Genomic DNA, 19,456 nt, shown 5'->3' on the forward strand with positions numbered 1-19,456 from the left:
AGCAGCGATTCGCTTGCGCTCGCCTTTCCAGTCCCCACCTGACGCCTCGCAGGCGCCTTTTCCTCGATCGCTCACCACGACGGTCTTCAGCCAACTCAGCACGAGGCGGTTTGGAATCTCCCCCCGCAGGGCGACTCCGAAGGGCCATGACCTTCATCTCCCACGCAGCATTGCAATCAGAGATGTCTGCCTACATAACATTCCTCCTGCATTCGTGACACACGGAAGCGATCATCCCATCCCTCTCGCGCCCGGCCGGAGTGACGTTCCCCTACACCATCGCCCTGGCGAACGAAGGGGTTGGGGAACGCCCTCACCGTCCCCTGAGGCTGGGCGATCTGCTCACACCGTCGCCGAGCGGCCCGGTGCGAATTGCCGGATACCGGCCTCGGTGGCACCGTTCGCCAGGAGGTCGCCCAGGGCCTCGCCGATCGCCGGTGCGTACTTGAATCCTCCGCCCGAGAAGCCGACGGCGACCGCGACGTGCGCCGCGCCCGGGAGCAGCCCGACGACGGGCCGGCCGTCCGCTGTGTACGACTCCACGTGCACCGAGGTCTGCACCGGACGCGGGTTGAGCCCGGGTAGCCAGCGCCCGACGACATCGCGGATCTCCGCCAGGTGGTCGGCGGCGAGGTGGGGATCCGGGCGCGCCGGGTCGGTCAGCTCCGGGTGCGGGCGGCTCTTCACGCCGATCTTCACCGTGGCGCCGTCCAGGCTGGGAAAGCCGTAGATGGAGGTGCCGTCCGGCATGGCGACGCGTTCGAAGACCGGAAAGCGTTCCGCGCCGTACAGCGAGAGGTCGTCCGGCACGAACCAGGTCTGCGCCAGCCGGCGCGCGGTCAGCCCGGCCACTCCGATCGCCTCCCGCAGCCCGTCCGGCAGCAGCGTGGCCGCCCAGGCGCCGGGGGCGATGACCACCGCGTCGAACGTCTCGCTGTGCGGTCGGTCCGCGCCGCTTCGGTAGGTCAGCCCGACGGTCTCGGACCTCACGTCGATGTCGAGGACCTCGGTGTCGTGGCGCACGGTCGCCCCGAGCGTCGTGGCCTGTTCGATCGCGGCGAGGATCGCCGGCTCGGGACGGAGAAAGCCGGTCGCGGGGTCATGGACGGCGATGTCCTCGTCGTCGACGGCGTGCTGGGGGAAAGCCTGCCGCACGTCCTGTGCGTCGAGGATGCGATGGGCCAGCCCCCAGTTCTCGCAGCTGGTCACGGCCTTCCGGACGGAGGTGCTGCCGGCGGGGCCGAGGATCAGTCCGCCGGTCTGCTCGAGCAGACGCCGTCCGGTCGCCTCCTCCAGCCGCCGCCACAGCTGCTCGGCCCGGAGGACCAGCGGCGGCAGGTCCGGGTCGCCCATGCTGATGACCGCGAACCGGCGGCTCTGCCCGCCGGAGGCCCCGCGGTGGTGCGGGACGCCCCAGCGATCGAAGGCATGCACCTCCAGGCCGCGCTCGGCCAGCTGCCAGGCGGCCATGCTCCCCACCGCTCCGGTCCCGATGACCGCCGCGCTCCTTCGAGCAGTTCCGGCGAGTCTCATGAGGCCAGCGCCGGGGCGGCGAGGTACTTGAGGTTCTGGTATTCGACGAGTCCTTCGGCGCCGCCTTCTCGGCCGAGCCCGGACTCCTTGATCCCGCCGAACGGCGCGGCCACGTGGGACAGCAGCCCCCGGTTGATGCCGACCATGCCGCTGTCCAACCGGCCGGCGACCCGGGCGATCCGGTCGCTGTCGCGCGCCACCAGGTACGCCGCGAGCCCGAACGGGGTGTCGTTGGCCAGCGCCACCCCCTCGTCCTCCGTCCGGAACCGGCGGATGCCCGCGACCGGGGCGAAGACCTCCTCCTGCTGCAGGAGAGCGTCGGCGCTGAGGTGGTCCAGCACCACAGGGGCGAACCAGCTGCCGGGACCACCGGGCGCGTCGGCACGCCCCAGAATTGTCGCCCCCTTCGCGACGGCGTCGTCGACCAGCCGGTCGGCCTTGGCGACCGCGCGGTCGTCGATGAGCGGGCCGAGGTCGACGTCCGAGGTTCCCAGCCCGACCCTGATCGCGGTGAGAGCCTCGGTGAGGCGGGCCGCGAACTCGTCGGCCACCGGTTCCTGGACGAGGAACCGGTTGGCCGCCACGCACGACTGGCCCCCGAGGCGCATCTTGGCGATGACCGCCTCACGGACCGCGAGGTCGAGGTCGGCGTCGTCGAAGACCAGGAACGGGGCGTTGCCGCCGAGTTCCATCGACGTACGCAGCACGTGCGCGCCGGCCTGCTGCAGCAGCAGTTTCCCGACGGGGGTGGACCCGGTGAAGGACACCTTCCGCAGTCGTGGGTCGGCGATGAGGGTGCCGCAGACCGACCCCGGGTCCGTGGTGGTGACCACGGTGAGGACCCCTGCCGGGACCCCCGCGTCCCGTGCGAGTTGTGCGAAGGCCAGCGTGGTGAGCGGGGTGAGTTCGGCCGGTTTCAGCACGACCGTGCAGCCGGCGGCCAGGGCGGGCGCGACCTTGCGGGTGGCCATCGCCAGCGGCACGTTCCACGGGGTGATGAGCAGGCAGGGGCCGACCGGACGCGGGGCGGTGACGATGTGCCAGCTGCCGTCGGGGGTCGGGGTGCTGCGGCCGGAGCTGCGAACCGCCTCCTCGGCGTACCAGCGGACGTATTCGGCGGCGTAACGGACCTCGCCGCGCGCCTCGGCGAGAGTCTTGCCGACCTCGAGGGTGATGAGGGCCGCCAGGCGCTCCTCGTCGGCGAGCATCGCCTGGTAGAGCCCGTACAGGATGTCCGCCCGCCGCCGGGTCGGGGCGGCCGCCCAGGCGGGGAAGGCGTCGTTCGCCGCGGTCAGCGCGAGCAGGGCGTCACCCGGCTCGCAGTCGGCGACGGCGGCGACCGGCCGGCCGAGCGCGGGATCGGCGACGTCGAAGATCCGCCCGGAGCGCGGCGCCGCCCACTCGGCGGCCAGGAAGCCGCCGGGCAGCGACGCGGCCGCGGTCTCCGTGAGGTCGCGGTGCCGGGCGATGTCAGCCGGCCGCAGCGCCGACGCCTGCGCGGGCTCAGGCGGATTCGAGGGTACGGGCACGGTCGAGAGCGGACTTGAGGACGTCGGCGGCACGGGAGATCTCCTCGGCGGTGATGACGAACGGGGGACTGACGTGCAGGGAGTTGTCGGCCAGCAGCCGGGTGAGGACGCCCTGCTCCCGCGCGGCGCGCAGTACGGGCCGTGCGTCGACGTCGGGGGCGAGCTGGACCGCCGCGAGAAGTCCGGCACCGGCCCGGACGTCGACGACGGCTTCGTGGTCGCGCAGCGGGGTGAGGGCCTGGGCCAGGACGGGCTCGAGGTCCAGGACGCGCTCCAGCAGACCTTCCTCCTCGAGGATGCTCAGGTTCACCTCGGCGGCGACGCAGGCCGCGGCGTGGCCCGAGTACGTCAGACCGTGGCGGAACGTCGGGGCGTCGGGGGTTTCGGCGAAGAAGGGCTCCCAGACGCGCCGGGACACCAGCACGCCGCCCAGCGGCAGGTAGCCGGAGGTGATGCCCTTGGCCATGGTGAGGAGATCCGGCTCGATGCCGAAGCGCTGGCAGGCGAACCACTGCCCGACCCGCCCGAAACCGGTGATGACCTCGTCGGCGATGAGCAGGATGTCCAGGCGGCGGCACAGTTCGGCCAGCCCGGTGAGGTAGCCGGGCGGGGGCAGCAGCACGCCCCCGGTGCCGATGATCGGTTCGGCGATGACGGCGGCGACGTTGTCGGGTCCGAGCCGGAGCAGCTCCGCCTCGGTGGCGGCCAGGTCGTTCCACGGGACGCGGGCGGTCTCGGGGATCAGCGAGTCGCTGCCGTACCCGTCGCGGTTGCTCTGGATGCCCGTGATGCTCGTACCGAACCCGTGCAGACCGTGATAGGCGTGCTGCCGGGAGACGATGACGCGCTTGCCGGGCCGCCCGGCCAGCTGCCAGTGCCGGCGCGCGAGCTTGCAGGCGGTGTCGACGGAGTCGGAGCCGCCGCTGGTGAGGAAGACCTTCGCGTCGGGGATGGGGCTCAGCTCCGCGAGGCGCTCGGCGAGCCGGATGGCGGGCCGGTTGGCCATGCCCTGGAACAGGTGGTACGTCTCCAGAACGTTCATCTGCTGACGGACGGCGTCGGCGATGCGGGTCCGGCCGTGTCCGACATTGGCGTGCCACAGGCCGGCCGGCAGGTCGAGCAGGTCCTGGCCGTCCTCGGTACGCACCGAGGCTCCCCGCCCCGACGCGATGACCGTGAGGGTTTCCTCGATGGTGGACATCGCGGTCTGCGGATGCCACAGGCTGGTGCTCGTCAAGAAAGGCTCCTCATCACATCGGGGTGGGGACTACGGGTGGGGAACGGTGCAGGTCAGGCGGCGACCACGACGTCCTCGACGACCTCGGCGTGGATGTGCAGCATCCGGGCCACCAGGCCGTTGCCGCGGGTGAACCTCAGGTCCTCCGGCGCCACGGGGGCGTCCGCGCCGGTGAAGAACGCGGCACCCTGGTCGATCGACTTGTCGGACTTGTCATCGGGGTAGAGCGGGTTGATCGTGTTCTCGATCTTCGGCCACAGGGCCCGGGCGGCCTCGGTGCTCTCGAACTCCAGCGTCATCACCAGCGTGTTCGGGATGAGCTCCCCGGCGCACTCGCGCAGCACCGAGCCCCCGAGGTAGCCGGGGTGGCCCTCGAGGCTGCGCAGCCAGTCGACGAGGCTGGTGCGGGCATCCTCGATCTTGGTGGGCTCGGCAACGAAGATGAAGACGTCACGACGCTTGGACATGGTGTTCTCCTGTCTCGCCAGTGCGGTGGGGGTGGCTGTGAGGGCTGCGCGGCAGGTCGTAGAAGACCGCGCCGCTGGCTCCCTGCGTGTCGTCATGGACGAGCCGGGCGCCGAAGGACTCCCAGAAGGCGATGGCGCCCGGGGAGTGGCGATAGGTGTGCAGAGCGATGGCCTCGTAGTGCCCCTCCTGGTCCGCGCGGTCGAGCACCGCGCGGACCAGGGCCCTGGCGATGCCGGCGCGGCGGGCCTCCTTACGGACGTAGACGCGTACGAGCTGGCCGTGCCGGCCGTCCTCGTACCGGTCGACGACGTGTTGCGGGGTGAGGCCGGGCTTCAACCGTCCGCTGCGGATGCCGCCCGTCGCCAGGACCTCACCCGTGCCGTCGTCGGTCACCACCAGGAGGAAGGGGCCGTTTCCCGGGGCGTAGTGGGTCATGGGGTCGTCGACGTCGGCGTGGATCCGCGGGTCGTAGGCGTCGCCGAAGTCCTCGGCGATGCTGCGCCGCATCACCGACTGGGCGCCGGGCAGGGTGCGCTCGCTCAGCGGGTGGATCGACCATTCCATGGGAGTCACCCCGCTCCCTGCGTGGCGAGCTTGGCCCGGTACGCCTCCCTGGCCTCCTTCGAGGCGTGGTGGCCGGACAACTCGTGGAGGTCGTCGGGGATCACGCCGTCGAAGGTGGGGTGGACGTGGACGGTGACCCGGTCGAGGTTGCCCACCGCGTGCATCAGGGAGTGCTGTACGTTCTCGGCCACGGCGTGGGCCTCGATCATGCTCAGCCCGTAGTCGAGGCCGATCTCGGCGTCTCCCTCCATGCGGTGACCCGACCAGCGGACGCGGACCTCGCCGACGGACACGACGCCGTCGACGCCCGCGATGGTGGTGCGCATCCGGTCGATCGTCCCCGGCTCCACACCGTCCATGAGCCGGCGGACGATGATGATCAGGGAGTTGACCAGGATGCCGCTGATCGCCACGGCGATGAGAAGGCCGACGATGGCGTCGGCGCGGTCGAACCCGAGCCACACGCCGACCACGCCGGCGATGACGGCGATCGAGGTGTATCCGTCGGCACGGGCGTGCTGGCCCTCGGCGATCAGCGCGGCCGAGCCGATGCGACGGCCGGTCCGGATGCGGTACACGGCCACCATCTCGTTGCCGAGGAAGCCGACGAGCCCCGCGGCGAAGACCCACCACAGGTTGGTCAGCGGGTGCGGGTTGATCAGCGCGTCGATCGACTCCCAGATGATCAACCCGATCGAGGCGACGATGACCAGGGAGATGAACAGCCCGACCAGGTCCTCGGCGCGCCGGTAACCGTAGGAGTACTTCTTGGTCGCCGCGCGCCGGCCCAGCCGGAAGGCGATGATCAGGGGGATCGTGGTCGCGGCGTGCCCGAGGTTGTGGATGGTGTCGGCCAGCAGGGCGATCGAGCCGGACACCGCGACGATGACCATCTGGCCGATCGCGGTGGCCATCATGCCGGCCAGCCCGATCCAGGCCGTGCGGATCCCGTCCTGGGCCGACTCCTCGGCGCTCTGGATCGCGTCGTTGGCGTCGTGGGCATGCGGGATCAGCGTGTGCTTGACCCTCGCCCACAGGCCGGTGCCGTGGTCGTGGTCGTCGCCGTGGCCATGTCCGTGCCCATGTCCGTGGCCGTGCCCGTGGCCGGTGGCGGCCGAAGCCTCGGGCTCGTGGTGGTCGTGATCGGAGTGGCCGTGCCCGTGCCCGTGGCCCTTCGCGGGGGCGGCGGGAGCGTCATCGTGCGGGTGGTCGTGGCCATGTCCGTGTCCGTGGCCGTGTCCGTGGCCGTGATCGTCTGGGGTCGTGGAAGCTCGCATCGAGAGTCCGTTCATGCCGGCGGAGGGTGAGTCGCGGGACTGGGTGAGTGAGTCGCGGAGGCCGGGAGGGGGGTCGCGGGGCCGAGAGGGTGAGTCGCGGGGCCGGGAGAGGGGCGGTCGGCTGCCGAGTGGCGTCTGCCGCGCCACCACATCTTGTCCACAACAGCCAGCGACGGTCAACTGTTGTCAACAATCTTCCGGAGACGAAGGCCGTACGGGCAGCGAAAATCAGCACCAATACCAGGCAATCAGCTCCTGAAGATCGACAGAAGCTGGGGAAACATACTCTTTACAAGCAGGCGGCTCGGAATTGTTGACAGCAGAGAATCGGATGCTTAGCGTTCCAGACACCACACGGCCAGTCGCCTCAGGCGGCTGACACCGAGCGTGACATCTCGCCGCTCGCACCGACGCTCCCACTCCCACCGGACCGACCCCCACCGGAGGAACTGCTCGTGGACCTGACCAGCGTGCGCCCCAAATACATCACCTTCGACTGCTATGGGACCCTGACCAGCTTCGATCTCAACCTCACCGTCAAGCCGCTGGTCGCCGACCGGATCTCCGAGGAGGACATGCCGCTCTTCCTCAAGGACTATCGCGCGTACCGGATGGACGAGGTGCTCGGCGAGTTCAAGCTCTACCCCGACGTGCTCAAGGACTCCTTCAGGCGCACCTGCGAACGCTGGGGCATCGGCTACCGTGCCTCCGACGGCGAGGCCATCGTGGCCTGCGTGCCGACCTGGGGTCCCCATGCGGACGTACCCCCGGCCCTGGCCAAGCTCGCCGACGCCTACCCCCTGGTGATCCTCTCCAACGCCGTCGACGAGACACTGCAGCACAATGTCGACCAGCTCGGCGCCCCCTTCCACAAGGTGTTCACCGCCGAGCAGGCCAAGGCGTACAAGCCGCGCTACCAGGCCTTCGAGTACATGCTCGACCAGCTGGGCTGCGAACGCGACGAGATCGTGCACGTCTCCTCGCACATCTGGTACGACCTGATCCCCGCCCACGAGCTGCGGATCCCGCACAAGGTCTACGTCAACCGCGGCTACGACCCCTCCACCCCCTTCTACCGGTACGCCGAGACCACAGACCTGTCCGGCGTCCCCGCTGTGCTGGGTCTCTGACCGGAAGGAGGACGTCGTGAAGCTGACCAGCTACTGGCTCGACACCGCCGAACCGGCCGGCGACTTCCGCCGTGCCGAACTCCCCGAGCAGGTCGACGTCGCGGTCATCGGCGCCGGGTTGACCGGCCTGTCCGCCGCGCTGCATCTCGCCCGCCGCGGCGCCAGCGTCGCCGTGCTGGAGTCGCACACCGTGGGCTGGGGAGCCTCCGGCCGCAACGGCGGCATGGCCACGACCGGCCTGGCCATCTCCTTCCCCGCCGCGGTCAAGCGGTACGGCGCGGAGCGTGCGACGGCGATGTTCACCGCCTACGACGACGCGATCGACACCGTCGAGAAGATCGTCACCGACGAGGAGATCGCCTGCGACTTCGTGCGGTCCGGCAAGCTCACCCTGGCCGCCAAACCGGCGCATTACGCCGCGCTGGAGCGGTCGGCGGAGATGATCGAGAGGCTCATCGGCCGCTCGGTCCAGCTGGTCCCCCGCGGCCGCATGCGGGACGAGCTCGGCAGCGACCGCTATCACGGTGCGCAGGTCGATCCGAACGGGGCGGGCGCCCACGTCGGGAAGCTGGTCATGGGGCTGGCCCGCGCCGCGGTCGGCCACGGGGCCCTGGTGGCGGAGAACGCCGCGGTGACCGGCGTCCGCCGCGTCGGCCCGGGCAACGGGCATCGGGTGCAGACCACGCGCGGCGTCCTGACCGCCTCCGACGTGCTCATCGCCACCAGCGGGTACACGGGATCGCTGACCCCGTGGCTGCGCCGCCGCATCGTGCCGGTGGGCAGCTTCATCGTCGTCACCGAACCCCTGCCGGACGACCTCGTCGCCCAGCTCATGCCGCACCGGCGGATGGCGTCGGACACCAAGAACCTGCTGTACTACTTCCGTCCCACGCCGGACAACAGGTTGCTGTTCGGCGGGCGGGCCCGGTTCGCCCTGTCGGACGCCCAGTCGGACCTCAAGAGCGGCGAGATCCTGCGCAAGGCCGTCACCGAGGTGTTCCCGCGGCTGCGTGACGTCCGGCTGGACTACTGCTGGGGCGGGCTGGTCGACATGACGATGGATCAGATGGTCCACGCCGGCGTACGGGACGGGATGCACTACTCCGTCGGCTACAGCGGCCACGGGGTCCAGATGGCCACCCACATGGGCAAGGTCATGGCCGACGTCATCGGCGGCGACCCCACGGTCAACCCCTGGAAGGGGCTGGCGTTCCCGCCGGTTCCCGGCCACTTCGGGCCGCCCTGGTTCTTGCCGGCCGCCGGGGCGTTCTTCCGCGCGCTCGACGCCGTGCGCTGATCGATCCGCGAACGTGTGACGACCCGGAGGTACCCGAGTGTTGTACGTGCTGAGACGGTTCGCCGTCCTCGTGACGACCCTGCTGGTCGCCTCTTTCCTGGTGTTCCTCATCCCCTACGTCACGCCCGGCGACCCGGCCGCGCGGATCCTGCGGGCCAGAGTGGGCGACCTGGTCCAGGACCCGCAGACGCTGGCCCGCCTCCGGGTCGAGTACGGGCTGGACCGGCCGCTGCTCCAGCAGTACCTGTCCTGGCTGGGCTCGGCGCTGCAGGGTGATCTCGGCCGGTCGTTCACGAACGGCACGGAGGTCCTCCCCCAGCTGATGCGGGCGTTGTCGGTCACCGCCTCGATCGCCGTCATCGCCCTCCTGCTCGCCCTGTTCGTGGCGGTCCCGCTGGGAGCCGTCTGCGCGGTACGGCGCGGGACCCCGCTCGACGGAGCGATCACCGGCGTCACGCAGGCGTTCGTGGCCGTCCCGGAGTACTGGCTCGGCCCGGTCCTGGTCCTGGTGTTCGCCCTGCAGCTCGGGGTCCTGCCCTCCTCCGGCTGGCACGGGGTGGAGTCGATGGTGCTTCCCTGCCTGACCGTGGCGCTGCGGCCGATGAGCTACTTCACCCAGGTAGCCCGCTCGTCGATGATCGAGGTGCTCGAGGCGCCCTACATCACCGCCGCCCGCGGGCGCGGGCTGAGCTTCGCCCAGACCATGCTGCGACACGGGCTGCGCAATTCCGTTCTGCCGGTCCTGACCCTGTTCGCGGTCTGGCTGGCCGGCCTGCTCGGCGGGTCGGTCGTCGTCGAGGTCATCTTCGCCGTGCCCGGAGTCGGGCGGCAGATGTACGACGCGGTCATCAACAACGACGTCCCGCTCATCCAGGGTGGGGTCGTGGCGGTCGTCGGCCTGGCCGTGCTCATCACCACCCTCACCGATGTCCTTTACACCGCCATCAACCCGAACGCGAGGACGAGCCGTGTCCGTGCTTGACGTCTTCGGCGACGACGCCCGTCGCGACGAACCCGGCGCCGCGCCGCCGCCGTCACCGTCGCCGTCACCGGCCGAGACCGCCACCGCCCCGGCGCGCCGCGGGCGCGGAACGTGGCCGCCGGCGCTGCTGGCCGGATCCGTCCTGTTCGGGGTGATCGCCACGCTCCTGCTGCTGGCACCGTGGCTGGCGCCCTATCCGCCGGCGCAGCAGGACCTCGTCGCGCGCCTGGAAGGCAGCTCCGCGGCCCACCTGCTGGGCACCGACCACCTGGGCCGCGACGTGCTCAGCAGGCTGCTGGACGGGGGCCGGTTCTCCCTGGCCGTCGCCTCGGTCACGCTGTTGATCTGCGCCGTCACCGGCACTCTCGTGGGGTTCGTCGTCGCGCGGCGAGGTGGCTGGCTCGACACCGTCGTCATGCGCGTCACCGACATCCTGCTGGCCTTCCCCGAGATGGTGGTCGCGCTCTTCCTCGTCGCGATCCTCGGCACCGGTGACCTGACGCTGGTGCTCGCCCTGACCATCGGCGGGTGGACGCCGTTCTGCCGGCTGGCCCGTGGCGTCGCGCTGGAGATCAACGGCCGTGACTTCATCGAAGCGGCTCATGCTCTGGGGTGCTCGGGGTGGTTCATCATCCGCCGCCATCTGCTTCCCAACGCCCTGCCCCCGTTGCTGGCCCACGCGGCAGTGCGCTTCGGCCACAAGCTCATCACCGTCGGCGCCCTGTCCTTCCTGGGGCTCGGCGTCCAGCCACCGTTCTCCGACTGGGGGTCGATGTTGTCCGAGGCCATCCCCTACCTGGACCGCTTGCCGATGCTGGTCCTGGCCCCAGGTGCCGCGATCTTCATCGCCGCCCTCAGCGTCACACTCGCCGGTCGCGGCCTGGAGACGCGCCGGGCCCGGGCAGGGCGGTCCACATGAGCTGCGGAGTCCCGCCGCACCCGCGCGGCGGTCACACTGGAAACGATCACGCGCTCCTGCGGCTGGAGAGCGCGAGCGGTGGGAACGGAACACGAACCCGGAGAAGCACACTCATGAGCCAACAGACCCCGGCCCCGGCGGGCAGGACCTCGAAGCGGACGCTGACGGAGGTGGTCACCGGGCTGTTGCGGGACCGCATCCTCGGCGGGGAGTTCCCGCCGGGGACCCAGATGAACGAAGTCGAGCTCGCGGCGTACTTCGAGGTCTCGCGCGGCCCGTTGCGCGAGGCGATGCAGCGTCTGGTGCAAGAAGGCCTGCTGGTCAGCTACCCCCGCCAAGGGGTCTTCGTCCCCACCCTGACCACGGAGGACCTGGAGGACATCTTCGTCGCCCGCCAGGCGATCGAGCGGGAGGCACTGCGCCGGGTCACCGCCCGAGGGGTTTCCGCGGGCTTGGTCGCCGACCTCGAGGTGATCGTCGCGCGGATGAGGGACGCCGTCGGCCACGCGGACGAGAGCGCGCTGGCCGCCCTCGACCTCGCCTTCCATCGCCGGCTGGTCAGTGCCGCCGGCAGCACCCGGCTGGATCGGCTGTACGGCCTCATCGCCAACGAGATGCAGCTGTGCTTCCGGATGATCGTCGACAGCTACAGCGACCCTTCCAAGCTGTGGGCCGAGCACGACCAACTGCTGCACGTCATCGCCAGCGGTGACAGGTTCGCCGCCAAGGAACTTCTGGACCGTCACTTCGCCGAGGTCGGCGAGCTCCAGCCGGGGGCCTCGGACCAGCCGCCCAAGCAGCGCCTTCGCCCTCACTCGCATCGCCACCAGGATCCGTCGGCCTCCCATGAACACGCCGACGGCTACCGCCACGGCGACGACCAAGAAGCCCCACCGCATCCCCGGGAGCAGCCATGAGCGCGCGTCTGGAGGTCCGCGACCTCACCGTTCACGCCGGGCGGCCCGGACAGGCCCCACCCATCCTCGACCGCATCAGCCTGACCCTCGATCCCGGCGAGGTGCTGGCCGTGGTCGGCGAATCGGGGTCGGGCAAGAGCATGACCGCCCACTCGGTGCTGCGCATGCTGCCGGCCGGGTTGCACATGCACGCCGAGGGCCTGCGGCTGGGCGATCTCGACCTGCTCGCCGCCTCCTCACGGGCGTTGGACGGCGTACGCGGCCGGCGGATCTCCATGCTCTACCAGCAGCCCAAGCGCATGCTCGACCCGACCGCGACGGTCGGCAGCCAGGTCGCCGAGCCGCTGCGCAGGCATCTCGGCATGAGCAGGCAGGCCGCCCGCCGCCGGGTCGTGGAGCTGCTCGCCGCGGTCGGGATCCCCGATCCCGATCGCCGCGCCGGTGAGCATCCACACCAGATGTCCGGCGGCATGGCCCAGCGCGTCATGATCGCCATGGCGCTGGCCGCCCACCCGGACGTCCTCATCGCCGACGAACCCACCACCGCCCTCGACGTCACCGTCGAAGCGCAGATTCTGCGGCTGATCGCCGCCATGCAGGTCGAGACCGGGATGTCGGTCCTGTTCATCTCCCACGACGTCACCACCGTCGCCTCCATCGCCGACCGCATCGCCGTCATGTACGCGGGCCGCATCGTCGAGGACGGACCGGCCGCCGAGGTCATCACCGCCGCCGAGCATCCTTACACCCAGGCGTTGTTGCGCTGCTCCACCCTGCAGACCGACGACACCGGCCATCTGCACACCATCCCCGGCAACGCCACCGCGGCACGCGCGGTCAGTCACGGCTGCCGCTTCCGCCCGCGCTGCGACGTCGCGGCCAGTGACGGGGAACTGGGCTCCCACTGTGACACCGAGGAACCCGATCTCGCCGGCTGCGGCACCCGTCGCAACTCACGCTGCTGGGTCACCATCGACCCCCGACGACAGGTCCCGGCATGAGCGACCCCGCGCAGAGCCCCGGTATGAGCTCCGACATGAGCTCCGACATCGCCGTCATCGACCACGTCACCAAGCACTATCCGTTGGCGCGGAACGGCTTCGGGCGCCGGCCGCACGTGCACTCCGTCGACGACGTCTCCCTGACCATCCGCGAGGGGGAGGTACTGGGGCTGGTCGGTGAGTCGGGCTCGGGCAAGAGCACGCTGGCCCGGCTCCTGCTCGGCCTCGTACCGGTCGACTCCGGACGGATCGAGGTCGATCGGCTGAGGGTCGGCAAGCTGCGCGGCGCCCAGCTCCGTCAGCTGCGCCGGTCGGCGCAGCTGGTCTTCCAGGACCCGCACTCCGCGCTGGACCCGCGCATGACGCTGCGGGAATCGCTGCTCGCCCCCCTGCAGCAACACCGCATCGGCACGCCGCAGGAACGCCTGCGGCGGGTGACCACCGCGCTGGCGGAGGTCGGCCTGGACCACAGCTTCCTGGAGCGCCGGCCGGGCGACTGCTCCGGAGGGCAGCTGCAGCGGGTGGTCATCGCCAGAGCCCTCCTGCTGGAACCCAAGCTGCTCGTCTGCGACGAGCCCGTGTCGGCCCTGGACGCCTCGGTGCAGGCGACCATCCTGAACCTGCTGGTCGATCTGCGCCGGTCGCGCGGGCTGAGCATGCTGTTCATCTCCCACGACCTGAGGGTGGTGAAGTTCCTCGCCGACCGGGTGGCGGTTCTCTACCTCGGGCAGATCGTGGAGATGGCCACGCACGACGACATCTTCACGGGCGCCCTGCACCCCTACACCCTGGCGCTGCTGCACTCCGGTCAGGGACACCGCATCGACGCCGGCGAACCTGACCAGCTGAAAGGCGAACCACCCAGCCCCGTCTCCCCGCCTCCCGGCTGCCGCTTCAACACCCGCTGTCCGCTGGCCACCGACCATTGCCGCACCGAGCAACCCGACCTCGTCGACAACGGAAACGGCCACCACGTCCGCTGTCACCGCTCCGCGGAGAGCCGGAGCCGGCTGGTCGTTGAGGAGATCCCCGCATGAGCCTGATGACCGGACAAACCGCCCCGTCCGTCGCCACCCGCTGGACTCCGCCCGGTAAGGCGTTCGCCGGCGGACGCTGGCGGGAGACCGAACGGCACACCGCCGTGATCGACCCCGAGACCGGCGCCTTCCTCGGCGAGGTCGCCGACAGCACCGCCGCGGAAGTACGCGCGGCCGTCGACGCGCTCGTGGACACCTTCCGGGCCGGCACCGCCGCCGACCGTGCCGACTGGCCGCTGTGGCAGCGCCGGGAGGCCCTGCACCGGGCCGCCGACCTGCTGAGGCAGCAGGCCGAACGGTTCACCGCCATCGTGGGCTCCGAGGGCTGCAAGACGATCAGGGATGCCCGCCGGGAGGTGGCCCGGGCGGCGGAGACCCTGCAGCTGTCCGCCGGTGCGGGACACGCCCTGCAGGGCGCCAGCGTGCCCTTCGAGGACACCTCCCGTGGCGCGGACCGGCTCGGGTGGAGCAGCAGGGAACCGCTCGGGGTCGTCGCCGCCATCACCCCGTTCAACGACCCGCTGAACCTCGTGGCGCACAAGGTCGGCCCGGCGCTGCTGGCCGGCAACGTCATCGCGGTCAAACCGCACGAGGCGACGCCGCTGTCCGCGCTCGCCCTGGCCGAGCTGCTCCTCGAGGCGGGCGTTCCCGGCGACCGGATCGCCGTGCTGCCGGGCGGCCCGACCGCCGGGCGGGAGCTGGTGTCGCACCCCGGCGTCGACGTCGTCTCCTTCACCGGTGGGATCCGCACCGCCGACGAGGTGGCCCGCCTGGCCGGCGCCCGAACCCTGCTGATGGAGCTGGGCGGGTCCAACCCCGTCATCGTCGACCACGGCGTGGACCTGATGGCGGCCGCGCAGGCCATAGCCGAAGGGGCGTTCGGGTGCGCGGGACAGAACTGCCTGTCGGTGCAGCGCGTCTACGTGGTCGCCCGGCACTACGACGAACTGCTCGGCCACCTGACCCATATGGCCGCTCACCTGAGCGTCGGCAGCAAGCATGACGAGACGACCGACGTCGGGCCGCTGATCGACGCGGCGGCCGCGCGCCGCGTGGAGCGCCGGGTCGAGGAGGCCGTCGCCCGCGGCGCCGTCGTACGCGCGGGAGCGGTCCGCCAGGACGCCACGTACCAGCCGACCATCCTCACCGACCTCGCCCCCGACGACCCCATCGTCACCGACGAGATCTTCGGCCCCGTGGTCAGCGTGCTGCCCGTGGCCGATCTCGACGACGCCGTGAACCAGGCCAACCGCGCGGCCACCGGCCTTCAGGCCGGGGTCTTCACCCGCGACACCACCGCGGCCCTGCGCACGGCCCGCCGGCTGCGGGCCGGCGCCGTAATGATCAACGACACCTCCGACTTCCGCATCGACGCCATGCCGTTCGGCGGTTTCCACCGCAGCGGCATCGGCCGGGAAGGCGTCACCAGCGCCGTCGTGGCGATGACCGCACCCAAGGTCATCGCGGCCCGGCTGACCTCCATCAGCTGAGCTCCCTCACCGGCAACTCCTCATCCGCTGCCCATCCGACCGGGACACACGAGCGTCAACCGGTCATGTCGTGGTGCCCACTCCCCTGCTCTCCCCCCGACGACGTTCAGAAGGAACACCAGCATGGCACGCACCTGGAAAACCCTCGCCGGCATGTCGACAGCCCTCGTCGTGCTCGCCGGCTGCTCGTTCGACTCCGGCAGTCCCGAGGCCACCGCGAGCGGCGGCGGCGGCTCCAAGCTGATCATCGCCGACCTGTGGGCGCCCGACTCCGGGTACGCCCTGGAGACCGACGACGCCTTCACCCTCACCCGCGCCGGCTGCCTGGAGACCCTGGTGGCCGTGGACAAGGACAACCACGCCCAGCCCGCCCTGGCGACGGAATGGAAGCAGACGGAGCCCAAGTCCTGGACGTTCACCATCCGTGACACCAAGTTCCAGAACGGCACCGCGCTCACCGCGAAGGTCGTCGCCGACGATCTCAACCGGCTGCTGAAGGCCACGGCGCCGCCGCGCAGCTTCGCCCCCAGCGTCATCTCCGCGGTGACCGCGGTCGACGACCGGACCGTACGGATCGACACGCCGGAGGAGGACCTGTTCCTGCCGCTGCGGGTCAGCGTCCCGAACACCGGGATCCTCGCCCCTGAGGCGTTCTCCGGCACCACCACGAACCCGGTCGGCACCTGCACCGGGCCGTTCAAGATCACCAGCATCGGCACCGGCCAGTCGCTGTCGCTGGCCGCCAACGACGGCTACTGGGGCGGGGACGTCGCCCTCGGCAGCGCGGAGATCCGCTACGCCGAGAGCGGCGCCACCCGCGCCACGCAGCTGCGTGCCGGTGAGGTCTCGGTGGCCGCCAACCTCCCCGTCACCACCCTCACCACCCTGAAGGGCGACAACAACATCACCCTGCAGCAGACCGCGCTGCCCCGCACCACCGGCCTGTACCTCAACACCCGCAAGGCCCCCTTCGACAAGGTCGAGGCGCGCCGCGCGATCCAGAAGGCCATCGGGCTCGACGCCATCGTCAAGGCGGTCTACGAGGGCACCGCCACCGCCGCGGCCGGACCGTTCACGCCTGACGAGCCCTGGACGCCGGCCGGGCTGCAGCCCGTGCAGGGAAACGCCGCTGACGCCAAGGCCGCCATGGCCGCCGCCGGCATCGACCCCGGCTCGCTCGGCTTCGAGCTCATCGCCTATTCCGACCGGCCCGAGTTCGCCGACCTCGCCCAGGTGATCCAGGCGCAGCTGGCCGAGGCCGGCATCACCGTGAAGATCCGCACCGGGGACTACGCCTCGGTCGAGGACGACCTCATGGGCGGCAACTTCCAGGCGACGTTGCTGTCCCGCAACCACCTCATCGACCTGCCCGAGCCCATCAGCGTTCTGCGCTCGGACGAAACCTGCAAGGGCAGCTTCAACCTCGCCGGTTACTGCAACCCGAAGGTCGACGAGCTCGTCAAGGAGGCCGGGAGCACGGCGGACTCGGCCAAGCGCCACGACCTCTACGGTCAGATCGCCACCCAGCTGGCCACCGACGTGGCCTTCGTCCCGCTCGTCCACGAGAGCCTCACCATGGGCGTCGCGGACACCGTCAAGGGACTGCCGACCGACCCGCTGGAGCGGACCCTCCTCACGAAGGACACGAAGCTGTCGTGACCACGACTTCCCCGGAACACACCGGCCCCGGGACGGCACGGCGCTACGTCGTCGACGTCGTCCCGGGTGACGGGATCGGCACCGAGGTCGTCCCCGCCGCCGTGCGCTGCGTCGACCACCTGGCCGCGACCTTCGGGTTCACCGTCGAGTGGCGCGAGCGCGCGTGGGGGTGCGACCACCACCGGGCGCACGGGCGCATGATGCCCGTCGACGGCCTCGAGCAGCTCGCCTCCGCCGACGCCATCCTGCTGGGCGCCGTCGGCGCGCCGGACATCCCCGACGACATCACCCTGTGGGGACTGCTCATCCCCATCCGCCGGGAGTTCGTCCAGTACGTCAACCTCCGGCCGGTCCGTTCGCTGCCCGGGATCCGCTCGCCGTTGCGCTCGGACGCCCCGATCGACCTGGTCGTCGTACGCGAGAACGTCGAAGGCGAATACAGCGAGGTCGGCGGCCGGGTCAACCGCGGCCGGCCCGGTGAGTTCGCCGTCCAGGAGGCGGTGTTCACCCGGGCCGGCATCGAACGGGTCGCGCGCTTCGCCTCCGACCTGGCCCTGCGGCGCTCGGGCCGGCTGATCTCGGCGACGAAGTCGAACGGCATCATCCACACGATGCCGTTCTGGGACGAGGTGGTGGCCGAGGTGGCCGACGGCAGCGGGGTTCGGCTGGAGAAGGTCCTCATCGACGCGCTGGCCGCACGACTCGTGCTGCGGCCGGAGAGCGTCGACGTCATCGTCGCCTCCAACCTGTTCGGCGACATCCTCTCCGACCTCGCCGGCGCCCTGGCCGGGTCGATCGGGGTCGCGCCCAGCGCCAACCTCGACCCCACCAAGACGTACCCGTCGATGTTCGAGCCGGTGCACGGATCGGCGCCCGACATCGCCGGCATGGGCATCGCCAATCCGGTCGGCACCCTCTGGGCGGCGGCCATGATGCTGGATCATCTCGGCGAATCCGACGCCGCGGCCGGTCTCGTGGCCGCCTTCGAGCACGTCCTCCGTGCGGGGACCGCCACCCCCGATCTCGGCGGCACGGCGAGCACCGAGCAGTTCACGACCGCCGTCGTCCACGCCCTCGCCGCTGGAACATCGTGAGCACGCGCCGGCGATCCGGGGCCCGGCCGGATCCGCTGGACGCGACCGCCGTCCGGCGTCAGCTGCACCGGCGGCCCGAGGTCGGCTTCCTCGAGATCGAGACCGCGGATCTCGCCTGGAGCCTCCTGTCCGACCTGGGCTGGCGGCTGCGCGGCGGCGGCGGCGACCTCGTCGACGTGCACGATCACCCCGGCCTGCCGGACCGTGACGAGCTCGACGCCGCCGTCCGGCGGGCCGCCGCGCAGGGCGTGCCGCCGGAGTCGGTGCACCGTTTCCGTGACGGGAACACCGCCTTCGTCGCGGAGCTGCACGGCACTCGCCCGGGTCCGCTGGTCGGCCTGCGGGTGGACATGGACGCCCTGCCGATCCAGGAGAGCCGTTCCGGTGGCCACCACCCCGCGGCCGGGGGTTTCGGCTCGGACATCGACGGCGCGATGCACGCCTGCGGGCACGACGGGCACGTGGCCATCGCGCTGCGGGCCGCGGCCCTGCTGTCCGACAGGCAGTTCGCCGGCACCGTACGACTGCTGTTCCAGCCTGCCGAGGAGGGCGTCCGCGGCGCCGCTCCCATGCTGGCCGCCGGGCTGGTCGACGACGTCGACGTCCTGCTGGCCGTCCACCTCGGCTTCGGCACCCCGGACGGATGCGTCGCGGCCGCGACCGAGCTGTACGGGACCTCGAAACTGCGGGCGGAGTTCACCGGGATCGCCTCCCACGCCAGCTGGGCGCCCGAACAAGGCCGCAGTGCCCTGCTGGCGGCGGCGTCCGCCGTTCTGGGCCTGCACGCTCTGCCCCGTTACGCGACGGCGACGACCCGCGTCAACGTCGGGACGCTGCACGCGCCCGGTGCGGCGAACATCGTCAGCGCCCTTGCCGTCCTCGGCGCGGAGGTCCGGGCCGACGCCGCCGCCGAGCACGACGATCTGGAGCGGCGGGCCCGCGCCGTCCTCCACGGCGCGGCCGCCATGCACGGTGTCACCGTGGACATCGCCAGAACCGGCTGGGCGACCAGCGCGACCACCGACGGCGCGATCCTCGCCAGGATCGAGACCCTTGCCCCGAGCCACGGCCTGCGGCTTCTGCCGCCGCGTCCCCTGCGCGCGAGCGATGACGCGACGCTGTTCATGCGGCGCGTCCAGGAACGCGGCGGGCTCGCCGGATACCTGCTCGTGGGCGCCGGAACGTTCGGACCGCATCACTCGCCGACCTTCGACCTGGACGAGGCCGCGCTGGCCCCGGCCGCCGACCTGCTGGCCGCGCTCATCCGATCCTGGTGACGTCGCCCGGGCATGGCGACCGCCCGTCAGCGGGCGGTCGCCGTC

Annotated in this window: 17 protein-coding genes; 11 read left to right on the forward strand and 6 right to left on the reverse strand. The window is 71.2% G+C overall.

Going from position 1 to position 19,456, the window contains the following annotated elements; translation table 11 throughout:
• Positions 1-342 precede the first annotated feature (342 nt).
• The 6 genes from solA to ACIHFD_RS62405 are packed head-to-tail and all read right to left on the reverse strand — an operon-like array spanning position 343 to position 6,608.
• Positions 343-1,533, reverse strand: coding sequence for an N-methyl-L-tryptophan oxidase (solA, locus tag ACIHFD_RS62380; RefSeq protein ID WP_397375026.1), 1,191 nt, complete (start codon positions 1,531-1,533; stop codon positions 343-345).
• Positions 1,530-3,062, reverse strand: coding sequence for an NAD-dependent succinate-semialdehyde dehydrogenase (locus ACIHFD_RS62385; protein ID WP_397375027.1), 1,533 nt, complete (start codon positions 3,060-3,062; stop codon positions 1,530-1,532). The genes solA and ACIHFD_RS62385 overlap by 4 nt, the downstream gene beginning before the upstream one ends.
• Positions 3,037-4,299, reverse strand: coding sequence for an aspartate aminotransferase family protein (locus tag ACIHFD_RS62390; RefSeq protein ID WP_397375028.1), 1,263 nt, complete (start codon positions 4,297-4,299; stop codon positions 3,037-3,039). Before ACIHFD_RS62390 ends, ACIHFD_RS62385 begins: the two co-directional genes overlap by 26 nt.
• A gap of 53 nt (positions 4,300-4,352) precedes the next feature.
• Positions 4,353-4,766: a hypothetical protein gene (locus ACIHFD_RS62395; RefSeq protein ID WP_350740211.1), complete on the reverse strand. Its 414-nt coding sequence runs from the start codon at positions 4,764-4,766 to the stop codon at positions 4,353-4,355.
• A complete protein-coding gene (locus ACIHFD_RS62400; protein WP_397375029.1) occupies positions 4,750-5,331 on the reverse strand; it encodes a GNAT family N-acetyltransferase in 582 nt (193 codons plus the stop codon). The genes ACIHFD_RS62395 and ACIHFD_RS62400 overlap by 17 nt, the downstream gene beginning before the upstream one ends.
• 5 nt (positions 5,332-5,336) lie before the next feature.
• Positions 5,337-6,608, reverse strand: a complete 1,272-nt coding sequence (locus tag ACIHFD_RS62405; RefSeq protein WP_397375030.1) for a cation diffusion facilitator family transporter — start codon at positions 6,606-6,608, stop codon at positions 5,337-5,339.
• Positions 6,609-7,063: 455 nt separating this feature from the next.
• Here ACIHFD_RS62405 and ACIHFD_RS62410 point away from each other — a divergent pair, with 455 nt between their 5' ends.
• The 11 genes from ACIHFD_RS62410 to ACIHFD_RS62460 all read left to right on the forward strand — a co-directional run bounded on the left by ACIHFD_RS62410 (position 7,064) and on the right by ACIHFD_RS62460 (position 19,411).
• On the forward strand, positions 7,064-7,738 hold the full coding sequence (locus ACIHFD_RS62410) for a haloacid dehalogenase type II (RefSeq protein ID WP_397375031.1): 675 nt from the start codon (positions 7,064-7,066) through the stop codon (positions 7,736-7,738).
• A gap of 16 nt (positions 7,739-7,754) precedes the next feature.
• Positions 7,755-9,035, forward strand: a complete 1,281-nt coding sequence (locus ACIHFD_RS62415; RefSeq protein ID WP_350740199.1) for an FAD-binding oxidoreductase — start codon at positions 7,755-7,757, stop codon at positions 9,033-9,035.
• Between the two features lie 46 nt (positions 9,036-9,081).
• The gene (locus ACIHFD_RS62420) at positions 9,082-10,017 is read left to right on the forward strand and encodes an ABC transporter permease (RefSeq protein WP_363968981.1); all 936 of its coding nucleotides are present in this window, start codon (positions 9,082-9,084) and stop codon (positions 10,015-10,017) included.
• Positions 10,004-10,936, forward strand: a complete 933-nt coding sequence (locus tag ACIHFD_RS62425) for an ABC transporter permease (protein ID WP_397375032.1) — start codon at positions 10,004-10,006, stop codon at positions 10,934-10,936. Before ACIHFD_RS62420 ends, ACIHFD_RS62425 begins: the two co-directional genes overlap by 14 nt.
• A gap of 113 nt (positions 10,937-11,049) precedes the next feature.
• Complete coding sequence (locus ACIHFD_RS62430) at positions 11,050-11,853, forward strand: GntR family transcriptional regulator (RefSeq protein WP_397375033.1); 804 nt, start codon at positions 11,050-11,052, stop codon at positions 11,851-11,853.
• Positions 11,850-12,854, forward strand: a complete 1,005-nt coding sequence (locus tag ACIHFD_RS62435) for an ABC transporter ATP-binding protein (protein WP_397375034.1) — start codon at positions 11,850-11,852, stop codon at positions 12,852-12,854. Before ACIHFD_RS62430 ends, ACIHFD_RS62435 begins: the two co-directional genes overlap by 4 nt.
• 35 nt (positions 12,855-12,889) lie before the next feature.
• Positions 12,890-13,891, forward strand: coding sequence for an oligopeptide/dipeptide ABC transporter ATP-binding protein (locus ACIHFD_RS62440; protein WP_397375035.1), 1,002 nt, complete (start codon positions 12,890-12,892; stop codon positions 13,889-13,891).
• Positions 13,888-15,381, forward strand: a complete 1,494-nt coding sequence (locus ACIHFD_RS62445) for an aldehyde dehydrogenase family protein (RefSeq protein ID WP_397375036.1) — start codon at positions 13,888-13,890, stop codon at positions 15,379-15,381. The genes ACIHFD_RS62440 and ACIHFD_RS62445 overlap by 4 nt, the downstream gene beginning before the upstream one ends.
• Before the next feature lie 123 nt (positions 15,382-15,504).
• Positions 15,505-17,040, forward strand: a complete 1,536-nt coding sequence (locus ACIHFD_RS62450; RefSeq protein ID WP_397375037.1) for an ABC transporter substrate-binding protein — start codon at positions 15,505-15,507, stop codon at positions 17,038-17,040.
• Positions 17,037-18,134, forward strand: a complete 1,098-nt coding sequence (locus ACIHFD_RS62455; protein ID WP_397375038.1) for a tartrate dehydrogenase — start codon at positions 17,037-17,039, stop codon at positions 18,132-18,134. Before ACIHFD_RS62450 ends, ACIHFD_RS62455 begins: the two co-directional genes overlap by 4 nt.
• On the forward strand, positions 18,131-19,411 hold the full coding sequence (locus ACIHFD_RS62460; RefSeq protein ID WP_397375039.1) for an amidohydrolase: 1,281 nt from the start codon (positions 18,131-18,133) through the stop codon (positions 19,409-19,411). The genes ACIHFD_RS62455 and ACIHFD_RS62460 overlap by 4 nt, the downstream gene beginning before the upstream one ends.
• The last annotated feature ends 45 nt before the right edge of the window (positions 19,412-19,456 follow it).

Source organism: Nonomuraea sp. NPDC051941, assembly GCF_044593615.1.

What these genes read in the sequence shown, in the direction of transcription:
- solA (WP_397375026.1), bottom strand. Translation starts at nt 1,533, where the DNA reads ATGAGACTCGCCGGAACTGCTCGAAGGAGCGCGGCGGTCATCGGGACC.
- ACIHFD_RS62395 (WP_350740211.1), bottom strand. Translation starts at nt 4,766, where the DNA reads ATGTCCAAGCGTCGTGACGTCTTCATCTTCGTTGCCGAGCCCACCAAG.
- ACIHFD_RS62400 (WP_397375029.1), bottom strand. Translation starts at nt 5,331, where the DNA reads ATGGAATGGTCGATCCACCCGCTGAGCGAGCGCACCCTGCCCGGCGCC.
- ACIHFD_RS62405 (WP_397375030.1), bottom strand. Translation starts at nt 6,608, where the DNA reads ATGCGAGCTTCCACGACCCCAGACGATCACGGCCACGGACACGGCCAC.
- ACIHFD_RS62430 (WP_397375033.1), top strand. Translation starts at nt 11,050, where the DNA reads ATGAGCCAACAGACCCCGGCCCCGGCGGGCAGGACCTCGAAGCGGACG.
- ACIHFD_RS62435 (WP_397375034.1), top strand. Translation starts at nt 11,850, where the DNA reads ATGAGCGCGCGTCTGGAGGTCCGCGACCTCACCGTTCACGCCGGGCGG.
- ACIHFD_RS62440 (WP_397375035.1), top strand. Translation starts at nt 12,890, where the DNA reads ATGAGCTCCGACATCGCCGTCATCGACCACGTCACCAAGCACTATCCG.
- ACIHFD_RS62445 (WP_397375036.1), top strand. Translation starts at nt 13,888, where the DNA reads ATGAGCCTGATGACCGGACAAACCGCCCCGTCCGTCGCCACCCGCTGG.
- ACIHFD_RS62450 (WP_397375037.1), top strand. Translation starts at nt 15,505, where the DNA reads ATGGCACGCACCTGGAAAACCCTCGCCGGCATGTCGACAGCCCTCGTC.